We start from the raw sequence: 14,359 nt of genomic DNA, 5'->3' as shown, positions 1-14,359 counted from the left end.
ATGAATGACGTACTTGATGAAATTGACCGGGCGATCCTCACTTGCCTGACTCAGGATGGCAGAGTCTCGTTAAAGGTATTAAGCGCGCGAGTGGGGCTGACCTCGCCGAGCACGGCCGAGCGGGTGAAGCGCCTGGAGGAGCGGGGCGTCATTCAGGGCTATGGGGCGCGGGTGAATCTCGCCGCGCTGGGCTACAGCCTGCAGGCGCTGGTGCGGGTCCGGCCGCTGCCTGGGCTGCTGCAGAAGGTGGATAAATATATACAGGCGATGCCGGAATGCATTGAAAGTGACAAAGTGACCGGGGAAGATTGTTTCGTGATGCGCCTCGTGGTGCGCGATATTGTCCAGCTGGATACCCTGCTGGACGGTCTGGCCGAGTATGCGCAGTGTAACACCTCGGTGGTGAAAAGCTCGCCGGTAAAACGGCGGTTGCCACCGCTGTGAGTTTTCCCGGAGACGGTGCTGCGCACCTGTCCGGGCTACCAAACGGCACCACCTGTAGCCTCGCTAAGCGAAGCGCGAGCGAGGAGGTAGCAGTACAACCCGTAGGGCAGAATATAGCGTGTAGCCTCGCTAAGCGAAGCGCGAGCGAGGAGATAGCAGCATAGGTGGCTGAAGAGAGTGCAACAGTAGTGGGGGAAGGATAACTCGGCGCTAAAGCGCCTCGCCCTTCGGGCCGTTGCCTGCGGCAACGTTCTCTCGCTACGCTCGAGTCGAACCTTAGTCGAAGCTTCTCATCCTTCCCCGTAGGGTAGAATATAGCGTGTAGCCTCGCTAAGCGAAGCGCGAGCGAGGAGATAGCAGCACAGGTGGCTGAAGAGAGTGCAACAGTAGTGGGGGAAGGATAACTCGTCGCTATCGCTCCTCGCCCTTCGGGCCGTTGCCTGCGGCAACGTTCTCTCGCTGGCGCTCGAGTCGAACCTTGGTCGAAGCTTCTCATCCTTCCCCGTAGGGCAGAATATAAAATATCGTAGGTTGATTAAGCTGGGCATGACATGGGGAGATGGTGGTGGGGGAAGGATTCGAACCTTCGAAGTCGATGACGGCAGATTTACAGTCTGCTCCCTTTGGCCGCTCGGGAACCCCACCAGGGGTAAAATCACATTGTAGGCTATTCAGCAAAATGAATGGTGGTGGGGGAAGGATAACTCGTCGCTATCGCTCCTCGCCCTTCGGGCCGTTGCCTGTGGCAACGTTCTCTCGCTGGCGCTCGAGTCGAACCTTAGTCGAAGCTTCTCATCCTTCCCCGTAGGGCAGAATATAGAGTATCGCAGGCGGAGTAAGCTGGGTAATACATGAAGAGATGGTGGTGGGGGAAGGATAACTCGTCGCTATCGCTCCTCGCCCTTCGGGCCGTTGCCTGCGGCAACGTTCTCTCGCTGGCGCTCGAGTCGAACCTTAGTCGAAGGTTCTTACCCTTCCCGCTAAGTGCAAACATCGTTTACGCTTGTCGGGGAAACCATATCACTGTAGTGAATAATGGTGGTGGGGGAAGGATTCGAACCTTCGAAGTCGATGACGGCAGATTTACAGTCTGCTCCCTTTGGCCGCTCGGGAACCCCACCACGGGGTAATGCTTGGTACTGGCCTGCTTCCTTCTCGGGAAGCGGGGCGCATCATACCAAATGATGCGCCCCTGTAAAGCATTCGTTTGACAAAAATAAACTGGTTGCCTGATTTTTACGCGTAACGCCGTAAAGCTAACCAATTCATTTCTCAGTCGATTAAAGAATAATCGTCCGGTTACCGTAAACGAAGACGCGCTGCGCCAGTACCTGATACAGCGCCCGGCTCAAGACGTTTTTCTCGACATCGCGCCCGGCGCGCATCATATCTTCTGCGGTATAGGTGTGATCGACGTGAATCACGTCCTGCATGATGATTGGGCCTTCATCCAGATTGTCATTCACGTAGTGGGCGGTGGCGCCAATGATCTTCACGCCACGCTCATAGGCCTGATGATAGGGACGGGCACCGATAAACGCCGGTAAAAACGAATGGTGAATATTGATGATCTTGTTCGGGAAGCGGGCGACAAACTCCGGGGTGAGGACGCGCATATATTTGGCCAGTACTACGTAATCCGGCTCATGTGCTGCAATGGCATCTCCCATCTGCTTGTCGTGTTCTTCGCGGCTTAACCCTTCGTGGCTGACCAGCTCAAACGGAATACCAAAGCGCTCTACCAGCGGGCGCAACGTGTCATGGTTGCCGATAATCGCGGCGATGTCGACATCCAGTCCGCCGTAGTTGGCTTTCATCAGCAGGTCGCCGAGGCAGTGCGCCTCTTTCGTCACCAGAATGACCACGCGGCGACGGCCTGCCGGATTCAGTTCGCGGATAGAGCCTTCAGGCAGGGCGCTGTCGAGATCGGCCAGCAGAATAGCGTCGTTAAAAATGCCTTCCAGTTCGGTGCGCATAAAGAAACGACCGGTACGGTGGTCAACAAATTCATTGTTCTGCACAATGTTGAGTTCATGCTTGTAGCAGATATTGGTGATACGCGCGATGAGGCCTTTCTGATCAGGGCAAATAGTGCGTAGTACTTTACGTTGTAATGAATGCATCGCGAGGAAAATCCTGTAGTGTTTACAAGCGCTACGGCAGCGTTACTGGCCGCAGCATTTTTTAAATTTTTTACCTGAGCCGCAAGGGCAGGGGTCATTACGACCAATCAGCGGTCGTGTCCCGTCGATATAGTACCACTGTCCATTTTCTTTTAAGAATCTGGAACGTTCAATAATGGCGCCCGGACGGTTATTGTCATTAAAGCGGGCGACAAAGCTGACAAAGCCTTCATGTGGTGCTCGCCCTTCATCACTGGCGAACAGGGTTAAGCCAAGCCATTCGGTCTGGCTAAACCCCTTCTCCAGTTCGGCGCGAAACGCCTGTGCCTGACATGACGGATGCCAGGTTTTAATCAGATAGTCGGCGTCTTTCATGACGAACGCGCTATAGCGGGAGCGCATAAGCTGTGACGGGCCTGGCGCAAGCTCTGCGCCGCACAGATATCGCTGGCAACATGAGCTATACTCCAGTGCGCTGCCACAGGGGCATAATTGCGACAAGACTGCCTCCATGGAAGAAAGAGTTACGGCGCTTCAACGCCAAAGGTGTTTATGTTAACTGAGCCGTGACAATGTTGCCACGCTCAGAGTGGAAGGATAGTTATCAGTAATAATGAGAAAGCTTAAAATTGGTCTGGCGTTAGGGGCGGGAGCTGCCCGAGGATGGTCGCACATTGGCGTCATCAATGCCCTCCGTCAGGCTGGTATCGAGATTGATATCGTCGCGGGGTGCTCTATCGGTTCGCTGGTAGGGGCGGCGTATGCCTGCAACCGGCTCCCGGCGCTCGAGTCATGGATCTGCTCATTCAGCAACTGGGATGTCCTGAAGCTGATGGACCTCTCCTGGCGACGTGGGGGTCTGCTGCGCGGTGAAAAGGTATTTAATCATTACCGTCGCATCATGCCGGTGGCCGATATCGAACGCTGCGAACGTCGGTTTGCTGCCGTCGCGACCAATTTAAGCACCGGCCGGGAACTGTGGTTTACTGAAGGCGATCTGCACTTAGCCGTTCGAGCCTCCTGCAGTATGCCAGGATTGATGGCGCCGGTAAGGCATAATGGTTACTGGCTGGTCGATGGCGCAGTGGTCAACCCGGTTCCCGTGTCGCTGACGCGGGCAATGGGGGCCGACATCGTGATTGCCGTTGACCTGCAACATGATGCCCATCTCATGCAGCAAGATTTATTCTCCCTCGAAACGCCGCGGCCGGAAGCCGAAGAGAAGGAGGGCCCATGGCATACTCGTCTGCGCGCGCGGTTGACGCAAATGAGCTCCCGTCGTACGGCCGTGACGCCGACGGCGATGGAGATCATGACCACGTCTATCCAGGTTCTGGAGAACCGTCTTAAACGCAACCGCATGGCGGGTGACCCGCCGGATATCCTGCTGCAGCCATACTGTCCGCAAGTGTCGACGCTCGACTTCCATCGCGCAGGAGAGGCGATTGCCGCGGGCCATTTGGCCGTGGAAAAGAAAATGGATGAACTATTACCCTTAGTGCGTACAGCGGTTTGACGTACAAGTACCTGACTTAAGTAAAATCTGACAGGCGATAGTGAGAATAGCGTGCCACTATTGAATTATCGTCAGCCAGGGGAGATATCATGACGCAGCCATTGGCGGGGAAACAGATTCTGATAGTTGAAGACGAACCCGTTTTCCGCTCACTCTTGCATGGATGGCTGACCTCGCTGGGAGCAACAACCTGGCTGGCGGAAGATGGCATGGATGCCCTGCATAAAATGACCGAGGTGCGTCCAGACCTGATGATTTGCGACATCTCAATGCCGAGAATGAACGGTCTGGAACTGGTCGAGACGCTGCGTAACCGCGGCGAGCAGCTGCCGATTCTGATGATTTCCGCCACCGAAAACATGGCGGATATTGCCAAAGCGTTACGGCTGGGCGTCCAGGATGTGCTGTTAAAACCGGTGAAAGATTTCGATCGCCTGCGTGAAACCGTTTATGCTTGCCTGTATCCCGCGATGTTTAGTTCACGTGTGGAAGAGGAAGAGCGTTTATTTGAGGACTGGGACGCGCTGGTCAGTAATCCGACCGCCGCGTCGAGGCTGCTGCAGGAGCTGCAACCTCCAGTGCAACAGGAAATGTCGCATTGCCGCATTCATTATCGACAGCTGGTGTCGGCAGATAAACCGGGTCTGGTGCTCGATATTGCGCCGCTCTCGGAAAATGATTTGGCTTTCTATTGTCTGGATGTCACACGAGCAGGGGATAATGGCGTGCTGGCGGCATTATTACTGCGCGCGTTGTTCAATAGTCTGCTGCAGGAGCAACTGGCGCATCAGGGGCAACGGCTACCTGAAATGGGGAGTTTGTTAAAACAGGTCAATCAGTTGCTGCGTCAGGCGAATCTTCCCGGTCAGTTCCCTTTGCTGGTGGGTTATTACCACAGCGGTTTGAAAAATTTAATTCTGGTGTCAGCAGGCCTCAATGGCACGTTGAATACCGGTGAGCATCAAATTCAGATAAGTAATGGCGTTCCTTTAGGGACGCTGGGTGATGCCTATCTTAATCAAATTAGCCAGCGCTGCGCCTCATGGCAGTGCCAAATTTGGGGGGCCGGAGGGCGTTTACGCTTAATGTTGTCTGCGGAATGAGCAATTGCGTTTATATCTAAGCAGACGGCATTACCTGTAGCCCTTTACTGGTGGTACCATCGAGCAGCTTTATGCGTAAAAGTCCTAATTCGAGGCTATCGGAACCTTTTCAGACCAGTGAATACGCGGTTGGCTGATATACTCGACACGTTATTTGTAACGAGAAGTTTAAAAAACAAACAGTCCAGGAGATTTCAATGGCTGCCCTTAATTCTAAAGTCAGAAAAGCGGTTATCCCGGTAGCGGGATTAGGCACCAGGATGCTGCCTGCCACCAAAGCGATTCCAAAAGAAATGCTGCCGCTGGTAGATAAGCCGTTAATTCAGTACGTTGTTAATGAATGTATCGCTGCAGGAATTACTGAAATTGTTCTGGTAACGCACTCGTCGAAAAACTCTATCGAAAACCATTTCGATACCAGTTTTGAGCTGGAAGCGATGCTGGAAAAACGTGTAAAACGCCAGCTTCTGGAAGAAGTGCAGTCTATTTGCCCGCCGCACGTGACAATTATGCAGGTTCGCCAGGGCCTGGCGAAAGGCCTTGGCCACGCGGTACTTTGTGCTCATCCGGTAGTGGGTGATGAGCCGGTGGCGGTTATTCTGCCAGACGTTATTCTGGATGAGTTTGAGTCCGATCTGAGCCGCGATAACCTCGCGGAGATGATCTCTCGCTTTGATGAGACCGGCGCCAGCCAGATCATGGTTGAGCCTGTCGCGGATGTGACCGCGTATGGCGTGGTCGATTGTAAAGGTGAATCCCTGAAGCCGGGCGAAAGCGTGCCGATGGTGGGCGTGGTCGAGAAGCCAAAAGCTGACGTTGCGCCGTCTAACCTGGCGGTAGTAGGGCGCTATGTCCTCAGTGCAGATATTTGGCCGCTGCTGGCGAAGACCCCTCCGGGCGCCGGTGATGAAATTCAGCTGACTGACGCAATTGATATGCTGATCGAGAAAGAGACGGTTGAAGCTTATCATATGAAAGGCAAGAGCCATGACTGCGGCAATAAGCTCGGCTACATGCAGGCATTTGTCGAATATGGCATTCGTCACAAGACGCTTGGTGAAGATTTTAAAGCCTGGCTGGAAACCGCGGTGACGAAGTAATCCGCAGTGCTATTGAAAGCCTGAAACCGGGAGCGCGTCAGCGACTCCCGGTTTTTGTTTGTCGAGCCTGAGGGCAAAAAAAATCCCGCCGGAGCGGGATTTTTAATATTGCGACAACGGAGATTAGATCAGGAAATCGTCCAGTGATTTACCTTGTTCGTCCATTGCTTTTTTGATCACCGCAGGAGTACGGCCCTGGCCAGTCCAGGTTTTGGTTTCGCCGTTTTCGTCTACATAGCTATATTTAGCCGGACGTGCAGCACGCTTAGTTTTGGTACCGGCTTTAACGGCAGCCATGGTGCTCAGCAGTTCATTCGGGTCAATACCGTCAGCAATCAGCATTTCACGGTATTGCTGCAGCTTACGCGTACGTTCTTCAATTTCTGCCGCGGCGGCGTTTTCTTCTTCACGGCGCTCGTTAACAACGACTTCTAATTTTTCCAGCATTTCTTCGAGCGTTTCAAGGGTGCATTCTCTTGCCTGCGCACGAAGAGTACGGATGTTGTTCAAAATTTTAAGTGCTTCGCTCATTGTAGTAATCTCAAACTTATATTGTGGGGTGGTTTGTTGAACTAATAATAGAGCGATAAAATGCGTTGTGCAATAGGGGAGAATGTAAGGAATTCAAAATTACTGGTTATTTGTCGCGGGAATTAATTAATTTAAGTTAAAATTCTCGTGCTGCTTCACATCTTTCCTCCTTATAGCCATGAGCGGAAGGCTGGCTAAAACACTGAGACCGTATGCTTTTTCTGAGGTTCGGTGAGAAAAATTATCCTTTACATGGGTAAATAACCCTCGTCAGTATTAGCGCATTTTTGGTTACGCGGCTTAATATAAAACAATGCGCAAGACCGCTTATAGCCCATGGGTACTGGCCCTATAAGCACGAAAAGACAATGGTTACCGCGCTGATAGCGTAACGGGGCGTACAAATAATGGCCCTGTAAATTCAATTCATCATCTTAACCCTTTCTGTTTCCAGGCCCTTCAGCGCCGCGACAATACCCCTGCTGAAAGGGCGGCTGTACGCATAAAATATGGTACAATCGCCGCCGCGATAAAACACTTTGATTGGGGTCACGCAGCCGATGGCACAACTTTATTTCTACTACTCTGCAATGAATGCAGGTAAGTCGACCGCTCTGTTGCAATCTTCGTACAATTACCAGGAGCGGGGGATGCGTACCGTCGTTTATACCGCTGAGATAGATGACCGCTTTGGCGCTGGAAAAGTCAGCTCGCGTATCGGTCTCTCCTCGCCGGCCCGGTTGTATAATCCGCAGACGTCACTCTTTAACGATATTGCGGCAGAGCACAAGCTCAAGCCGATTCACTGCGTGCTGGTGGACGAAAGCCAGTTTCTGACGCGCGAACAGGTTCATGAGCTGTCCGAAGTTGTCGATACACTGGATATTCCGGTGCTTTGCTATGGACTGCGGACGGATTTTCGCGGCGAGCTCTTTACCGGAAGCCAGTATTTACTGGCGTGGTCCGATAAGCTGGTGGAGCTGAAAACCATCTGCTTCTGCGGGCGTAAGGCCAGCATGGTGCTACGTCTCGATCAAGAGGGGCGACCTTATAATGAAGGCGAGCAGGTCGTCATCGGTGGCAATGAGCGGTATGTCTCCGTCTGTCGTAAGCATTATAAAGAGGCGCTGAGCGTGGGTTCTTTAACCCAGGTACAAAACCAGCGTCACTCCTGCTGAGCCGCTCAGAAGCTCGTACAGGCGCCTGTGGGCGCCTTTTTTATATCCAGGAAGCCTTGTGCTCAGGAATGGCTACAGGCAGGCATAAAAAAAGCCCCGTCATCTGACGGGGCTTGCAGAGCGTTTACGGCTGTTGATTAAGCGGATTTCTTCGCTTTTTTCTCAGCTTTCACTGGAGCAGCTTCGGTTTTCGCAGCAGTTTCGCCTTCGACGAATTCGCGGCCGTAGTAGGTATCCAGCAGAATCTGTTTCAGCTCGGAGATCAGCGGGTAGCGTGGGTTAGCGCCGGTGCACTGGTCATCGAATGCATCTTCAGACAGCTTATCAACGTTGGCCAGGAAGTCAGCTTCCTGAACGCCAGCTTCGCGGATAGATTTCGGAATACCCAGCTCAGCTTTGATGCTTTCCAGCCATGCCAGCAGTTTCTCGATTTTCGCTGCGGTGCGGTCGCCCGGTGCGGAGAGACCCAGGTGATCGGCGATTTCAGCGTAGCGACGACGAGCCTGCGGACGGTCGTACTGGCTGAACGCGGTCTGCTTGGTCGGGTTGTCATTCGCGTTGTAGCGGATAACGTTGCAGATCAGCAGGGCGTTGGCCAGACCGTGCGGAATATGGAACTGGGAGCCCAGTTTGTGCGCCATGGAGTGACACACCCCGAGGAAGGCGTTCGCAAACGCGATACCGGCGATAGTCGCAGCACTGTGTACGCGCTCACGGGCAACCGGGTTCTTGGAACCTTCGTGGTAGGAAGCCGGCAGGTACTCTTTCAGCAGTTTCAGTGCCTGCAGAGCCTGGCCGTCAGAGAACTCAGAAGCCAGCACGGAAACGTAAGCTTCCAGGGCGTGAGTCACCGCATCCAGACCACCGAACGCACACAGCGATTTCGGCATATCCATCACCAGGTTGGCATCGACGATGGCCATATCTGGGGTCAGCGCGTAGTCTGCCAGCGGATATTTCTGACCAGTCGCGTCATCGGTCACCACGGCGAACGGAGTGACTTCAGAACCGGTACCGGAAGTGGTGGTGATCGCCACCATCTTGGCTTTGACGCCCATTTTCGGGAACTTGTAGATACGTTTACGGATATCCATAAAGCGCAGCGCCAGTTCTTCGAAGTGGGTTTCCGGGTGCTCGTACATGACCCACATGATTTTCGCCGCATCCATCGGGGAACCGCCGCCCAGCGCGATGATGACGTCTGGTTTGAAGGAGTTCGCCAGATCGGCACCTTTACGTACGATGGTCAGGGTCGGGTCAGCTTCAACTTCGAAGAAGACTTCGGTTTCAACACCCGCTGCTTTCAGTACGGAAGTGATCTGATCGGCATAGCCGTTGTTGAACAGGAAGCGGTCAGTCACGATCAGCGCGCGTTTGTGACCATCAGTAATCACTTCATCCAGTGCGATTGGCAGGGAGCCACGACGGAAGTAGATAGATTTCGGAAGTTTGTGCCACAACATGTTTTCAGCTCGCTTAGCAACGGTTTTCTTGTTGATCAGGTGTTTCGGACCAACGTTTTCAGAGATGGAGTTACCACCCCAGGAACCACAACCCAGAGTCAGGGAAGGCGCGAGTTTGAAGTTGTACAGGTCACCGATACCACCCTGAGAAGCTGGGGTGTTGATCAGGATACGTGCGGTTTTCATCATCTGGCCGAAGTAAGCCACGCGAGCCGGCTGGTTGTCCTGGTCGGTGTACAGGCAAGAGGTATGACCGATACCGCCCATGGCGACCAGTTTTTCCGCTTTGATCACTGCGTCTTCGAAATCTTTTGCACGATACATCGCCAGTGTCGGAGACAGTTTTTCGTGAGCAAACGGTTCGCTTTCGTCAACGTTGGTGACTTCGCCAATCAGGATCTTAGTCGTAGCCGGAACGGTGAAGCCTGCCAGTTCAGCGATTTTTGCCGCTGGCTGACCAACGATAGCGGCGTTCAGCGCGCCATTTTTCAGGATGATGTCCTGAACCGCTTTCAGCTCTTTACCCTGCAGCAGGTAGCCGCCGTGGCTGGCGAAACGTTCGCGAACTGCGTCATACACTGAATCAACGACAACAACGGACTGCTCAGAAGCACAGATAACGCCGTTATCGAAGGTTTTAGACATCAGCACGGAAGCAACAGCGCGTTTGATATCAGCCGTTTCATCAATGACCACCGGGGTGTTACCGGCACCAACGCCGATAGCTGGTTTACCGGAGCTGTACGCCGCTTTCACCATGCCTGGACCACCGGTCGCAAGGATCAGGTTGATGTCCGGGTGATGCATCAGCGCGTTAGACAGTTCTACGGACGGCTGATCGATCCAGCCGATCAGGTCTTTCGGCGCGCCAGCCGCGATGGCAGCCTGCAGTACGATGTCAGCTGCTTTGTTGGTGGCTTCTTTAGCACGCGGATGCGGGGAGAAAATGATGGCGTTACGTGTCTTCAGGCTGATGAGCGATTTGAAGATGGCTGTTGAAGTCGGGTTCGTGGTCGGTACGATACCGCAGATGATGCCGATAGGTTCAGCGATAGTGATGGTACCAAAGGTGTCGTCTTCTGACAGGACGCCACAGGTTTTTTCGTCTTTATATGCGTTGTAAATGTATTCGGAAGCGAAGTGGTTTTTGATTACTTTGTCTTCAACGATACCCATGCCGGATTCGGCAACGGCCATTTTGGCGAGAGGGATTCGAGCATCTGCAGCGGCCAGAGCGGCGGCGCGGAAGATTTTGTCGACTTGTTCTTGAGTGAAACTGGCATATTCACGCTGGGCTTTCTTGACACGCTCAACAAGCGCGTTCAGTTCAGCGATATTAGTAACAGCCATAATGCTCTCCTGATAATGTTAAACTTTTTTAGTAAATCAGTCGCTCGATTCGACATTATAGACAGGCTGTTAACAGCTTGCATGTAAATGTTTATGTAGAAAAATCAGGACACTGTTTTACCGATTTACTAAAAAAGCTTTATCTCTTTAACTTTCAGGTACTGCTGCCTTCCACTCTGTTGGTGTCATCAAGATTACTCACTTCTGAGTACAAAATACGTGATTTAGATCAAGTATTGGCGTGGCTGATACCTTTCAGCTGGCTGCTTTTTAACCGGTTCGATCAAGTGTAATGGAAGGGTTTTGAAATTAAAAAAACGATTAGCATTAAAACTACAAATAACTAACATTCGATACATATCACCGGGTTATGCATATTTATAATGAATATTGCATGCAAAAAGCGTATGTTTCGCGCAGTTATTTTATGCTGTTAATAGTCAACCGCCAATTTTGATGATGCTGCGGAGCCCATTGTGACTCAACCACTGTTCGATTTTGCTACCTATTTCAAGTTTTTCATTGGCTTATTTGCCCTGGTCAACCCGGTTGGCATCATTCCGGTGTTCATCAGTATGACCAGCTACCAACCGGCAGCGGTACGCAACAAGACCAACCTGACCGCAAACCTGTCGGTAGCGATCATCCTCCTGACGTCGTTGTTTCTCGGCGATGGCATTCTGCAGATTTTTGGCATCTCGATTGATTCCTTCCGCATTGCCGGCGGCATCCTGGTGGTGACCATTGCGATGTCGATGATCAGCGGCAAGCTCGGCGAAGATAAGCAGAACAAGCAGGAGAAGTCGGAGACGGCGGTCCGGGAGAGCATCGGCGTCGTGCCTCTCGCGCTCCCTTTAATGGCCGGACCGGGGGCAATCAGTTCAACCATCGTCTGGGGTACCCGATATCATTCCTGGGTGCACCTGGTCGGGTTCTCACTGGCGATAGCGGTATTCGCTCTCTGCTGCTGGGGCATTTTCCGAATGGCGCCGTGGCTGGTTCGTCTGCTGGGGCAGACGGGAATCAACGTCATCACCCGTATCATGGGCTTGTTGCTGATGGCCCTGGGGATCGAATTTATCGTAACCGGTATTAAAGCGCTGTTCCCCGGACTGCTTAATTAGTGGAACACCATGCAAGCGTGGAGGCTTCACTTCGCGCTTGCGCGATTATTAGCAAAACCTATTAACCAGCGCGAGATCGGCCGTTGAGATAACGTTTTGCGATAATATCTTTAAATCCATATTTTTCATTAAGATATCTGTTTTTGTTCATTGTTTTCCCCTCACGCTCTTCCTGCCTGCGATGTTATTTTCTTCACATCATTCTCTGGCACTTGCTGTCGGATCATCGAAATGATATTAGTAATTTTAACAAGGCAGTAGATGAATGTGCTAAAAAGTAACCTGTTGTTAAATTTTTGTACAAAAAAGCACCTTTTAGCCGATGCTCGATTCTCAACGCGATTAAAAAATCATATCACTATGATTAACAATGATATTTTTTTGTCGGTAGTCCGCGAAGATCTTGAGCATCGCGGGCAATATCGGCGATAAAAGAGAATCCGGTAACATATTTGCAAATTGCATTGGCGGAGGTGTTTACCTTTTGGTAATTTCCGCCGTTATCGTCTGCTGAATTATATGCGTAAATGAGAATCATTATTAATAATCTCACTGCGCCGGAACTGCCCTCCAGCGAGGGGGCAAAGAATCGACGTTAAGGCTGCCGTTCGAGCGGTCGTAATAAATAAGTCGGTGATAGCAATCTGCCAATCGCAAACGCTCCTGCGTTGGACAGATCCCCTTAAACGGGAAAAAAAACAGGCTGGTTAAAAAACCAGTAATTATAATGACTGGAGTTACAACACAATGACCATCATCACTAAAAAACGTTTGATCGCCGCGGGAGTGCTATCCGCACTCATTGCCGGCAATATGGCTATGGCAGCGGATGTCCCGGCCGGTGTGCAGCTGTCGGATAAGCAAACGCTGGTACGAAATAGCGGCGCTGAGCCGCAATCGCTGGACCCGAATAAAATTGAAGGGGTACCCGAGGCCAATATTAGCCGCGACCTCTTCGAAGGGTTGCTGAATACTTCGCCGAAAGATGGACACCCGATCCCAGGCGTAGCAGAGAGCTGGGATAATAAAGATTTTAAAGTCTGGACCTTCCATCTGCGTAAAGATGCGAAATGGTCTAACGGCGAGCCGGTTACCGCCCAGGACTTCGTATACAGCTGGCAGCGTCTGGTGGACCCGAAAACAGCGTCTCCTTATGCCAGCTATCCGCAATATGGTCATATCCTTAACGTCGACGAAATCATTGACGGCAAGAAAGCCCCGAGCGAACTGGGCGTAAAAGCCATTGACGACCACACGCTGGAAGTCACCCTCAGCGAGCCAGTCCCTTATTTTTATAAGCTGCTGGTTAACCCGGCGATGTCTCCTGTCTACAAACCGGCCATTGAAAAATTTGGCGAGAAGTGGACGCAGCCTGGCAATATCGTCACCAACGGTGCCTACACGCTGAAAGACTGGGTGGTCAACGAACGTATCGTGATGGAGCGCAACCCGCACTACTGGGATAATGCTAAAACCGTCATTAACACCGTCACCTGGCTGCCGACCTCTTCTGAAGTGACCTATGTTAACCGCTATCGCAGCGGTGAACTGGACATGACTTATAACCAACTGCCGATCGAACTCTTCCAGAAGCTGAAAAAAGAGATCCCGAACGAGCTGCATGTTGACCCGTATCTGTGTACCTATTATTACGAAATTAACAACCAGAAAGCGCCGTTTACCGACGTACGTGTCCGTACCGCGCTGAAGCTGGGTCTGGATCGCGACATTATTGCTAACAAGGTGAAAGGACAGGGCGATCTGCCGGCCTACGGCTACACACCGCCTTACACCGATGGCGCGAAGCTGAGCGAGCCGGAATGGTTCACCTGGTCGCAGGAAAAACGTAACGAAGAAGCGAAGAAACTGCTGGCCGAAGCCGGTTACACCGCGGATAAACCGTTAACCTTTAACCTGCTGTATAACACCTCCGATTTGCACAAGAAGCTGGCGATTGCCGCCGCCTCGCTGTGGCGTAAAAACCTGGGCATTGACGTGAAGCTGGTTAACCAGGAGTGGAAAACGTTCCTCGATACCCGTCACCAGGGCACCTATGATGTTGCACGCGCGGGCTGGTGCGCCGACTATAACGAGCCAACTTCCTTCCTGAACACCATGCTCTCTGACAGCTCAATGAACACTGCGCACTATAAGAGCCCGGCGTTCGACAAGATTATGGCTGAATCCGTAAAAGCGTCTGATGAAGCGCAGCGTACGGCAGCCTATGCGAAAGCGGAACAGCAGCTGGACAAAGACAGCGCGATCGTACCGGTCTATTACTACGTCAACGCCCGCCTGGTGAAACCGTGGGTTGGGGGCTATACCGGTAAAGACCCGATGGATAACGTCTATACCAAAGATCTCTACGTTATCAAACATTAATGGCAATACGTGGGGCGGGCCTGTGCTCGCTCCATCGTGTCTTAT

Annotated in this window: 13 protein-coding genes, 2 tRNA genes and 4 other RNA genes; 8 read left to right on the top strand and 11 right to left on the bottom strand. The window is 52.2% G+C overall.

The features are described 5' to 3' along the window. On the top strand, positions 1-444 hold the full coding sequence (locus tag CWM61_RS03155; RefSeq protein WP_100630686.1) for an Lrp/AsnC family transcriptional regulator: 444 nt from the start codon (positions 1-3) through the stop codon (positions 442-444). Between the two features lie 183 nt (positions 445-627). On the opposite strand, the gene CWM61_RS03150 is transcribed toward CWM61_RS03155, so the two are convergent. From CWM61_RS03150 to CWM61_RS03115, 8 genes are all read right to left on the bottom strand, one after another. Further along, positions 628-759: non-coding RNA, RtT sRNA (locus CWM61_RS03150), on the bottom strand. A gap of 69 nt (positions 760-828) precedes the next feature. After that, positions 829-961: non-coding RNA, RtT sRNA (locus tag CWM61_RS03145), on the bottom strand. Between the two features lie 43 nt (positions 962-1,004). Then, positions 1,005-1,089 (bottom strand) — tRNA-Tyr (locus tag CWM61_RS03140). A gap of 39 nt (positions 1,090-1,128) precedes the next feature. Then, positions 1,129-1,261, bottom strand: a non-coding RNA gene (locus tag CWM61_RS03135) — RtT sRNA. Positions 1,262-1,304: 43 nt separating this feature from the next. Then, a non-coding RNA gene (locus CWM61_RS03130) (RtT sRNA) lies at positions 1,305-1,437 on the bottom strand. A 43-nt stretch (positions 1,438-1,480) separates the two neighbouring features. Then, positions 1,481-1,565, bottom strand: a tRNA-Tyr gene (locus CWM61_RS03125). Positions 1,566-1,724: 159 nt separating this feature from the next. Then, entirely contained in the window at positions 1,725-2,567 is an 843-nt protein-coding gene (gene purU, locus CWM61_RS03120) for a formyltetrahydrofolate deformylase (protein ID WP_074385533.1), read from the bottom strand. A 42-nt stretch (positions 2,568-2,609) separates the two neighbouring features. After that, positions 2,610-3,068, bottom strand: a complete 459-nt coding sequence (locus CWM61_RS03115) for a YchJ family protein (RefSeq protein WP_061154202.1) — start codon at positions 3,066-3,068, stop codon at positions 2,610-2,612. A 112-nt stretch (positions 3,069-3,180) separates the two neighbouring features. Between CWM61_RS03115 and rssA the strand changes: the two genes are divergently transcribed. The 3 genes from rssA to galU all read left to right on the top strand — a co-directional run bounded on the left by rssA (position 3,181) and on the right by galU (position 6,286). Further along, the gene (rssA, locus tag CWM61_RS03110) at positions 3,181-4,083 is read left to right on the top strand and encodes a patatin-like phospholipase RssA (protein WP_100630685.1); all 903 of its coding nucleotides are present in this window, start codon (positions 3,181-3,183) and stop codon (positions 4,081-4,083) included. 89 nt (positions 4,084-4,172) lie between these two features. Next, entirely contained in the window at positions 4,173-5,186 is a 1,014-nt protein-coding gene (rssB, locus tag CWM61_RS03105) for a two-component system response regulator RssB (protein ID WP_061154204.1), read from the top strand. Between the two features lie 197 nt (positions 5,187-5,383). Beyond that, a complete protein-coding gene (galU, locus tag CWM61_RS03100) occupies positions 5,384-6,286 on the top strand; it encodes a UTP--glucose-1-phosphate uridylyltransferase GalU (protein WP_061154205.1) in 903 nt (300 codons plus the stop codon). Positions 6,287-6,409: 123 nt separating this feature from the next. Here galU and hns read toward each other — a convergent pair whose 3' ends face one another. Together hns and CWM61_RS29005 are read right to left on the bottom strand one after the other, a co-directional pair. Next, positions 6,410-6,817 (bottom strand): histone-like nucleoid-structuring protein H-NS, encoded by a 408-nt coding sequence (hns, locus tag CWM61_RS03095; protein ID WP_002910103.1) that lies wholly within the window; start codon positions 6,815-6,817, stop codon positions 6,410-6,412. 421 nt (positions 6,818-7,238) lie between these two features. Beyond that, a complete protein-coding gene (locus tag CWM61_RS29005; protein WP_165784107.1) occupies positions 7,239-7,370 on the bottom strand; it encodes a hypothetical protein in 132 nt (43 codons plus the stop codon). A 7-nt stretch (positions 7,371-7,377) separates the two neighbouring features. Between CWM61_RS29005 and tdk the strand changes: the two genes are divergently transcribed. Continuing rightward, positions 7,378-7,995, top strand: a complete 618-nt coding sequence (gene tdk / locus CWM61_RS03090) for a thymidine kinase (protein WP_061156354.1) — start codon at positions 7,378-7,380, stop codon at positions 7,993-7,995. A 137-nt stretch (positions 7,996-8,132) separates the two neighbouring features. Here tdk and adhE read toward each other — a convergent pair whose 3' ends face one another. Further along, positions 8,133-10,808, bottom strand: coding sequence for a bifunctional acetaldehyde-CoA/alcohol dehydrogenase (gene adhE / locus CWM61_RS03085; protein ID WP_074385535.1), 2,676 nt, complete (start codon positions 10,806-10,808; stop codon positions 8,133-8,135). Positions 10,809-10,885: 77 nt separating this feature from the next. Between adhE and CWM61_RS03080 the strand changes: the two genes are divergently transcribed. The 3 genes from CWM61_RS03080 to oppA all read left to right on the top strand — a co-directional run bounded on the left by CWM61_RS03080 (position 10,886) and on the right by oppA (position 14,314). Further along, a complete protein-coding gene (locus CWM61_RS03080) occupies positions 10,886-11,101 on the top strand; it encodes a hypothetical protein (protein WP_071839070.1) in 216 nt (71 codons plus the stop codon). Between the two features lie 183 nt (positions 11,102-11,284). Further along, positions 11,285-11,932 (top strand): YchE family NAAT transporter, encoded by a 648-nt coding sequence (locus tag CWM61_RS03075; RefSeq protein ID WP_008804412.1) that lies wholly within the window; start codon positions 11,285-11,287, stop codon positions 11,930-11,932. 747 nt (positions 11,933-12,679) lie between these two features. Then, positions 12,680-14,314: an oligopeptide ABC transporter substrate-binding protein OppA gene (oppA, locus tag CWM61_RS03070; RefSeq protein WP_074385536.1), complete on the top strand. Its 1,635-nt coding sequence runs from the start codon at positions 12,680-12,682 to the stop codon at positions 14,312-14,314. The last annotated feature ends 45 nt before the right edge of the window (positions 14,315-14,359 follow it).

This window comes from Klebsiella sp. K-Nf6 (genome assembly GCF_002806655.1).
Lineage (GTDB): Bacteria > Pseudomonadota > Gammaproteobacteria > Enterobacterales > Enterobacteriaceae > Klebsiella > Klebsiella variicola.
Note: the sequence above shows the minus strand (reverse complement) of the source record. Positions and strands in the feature narration are given on the sequence as shown.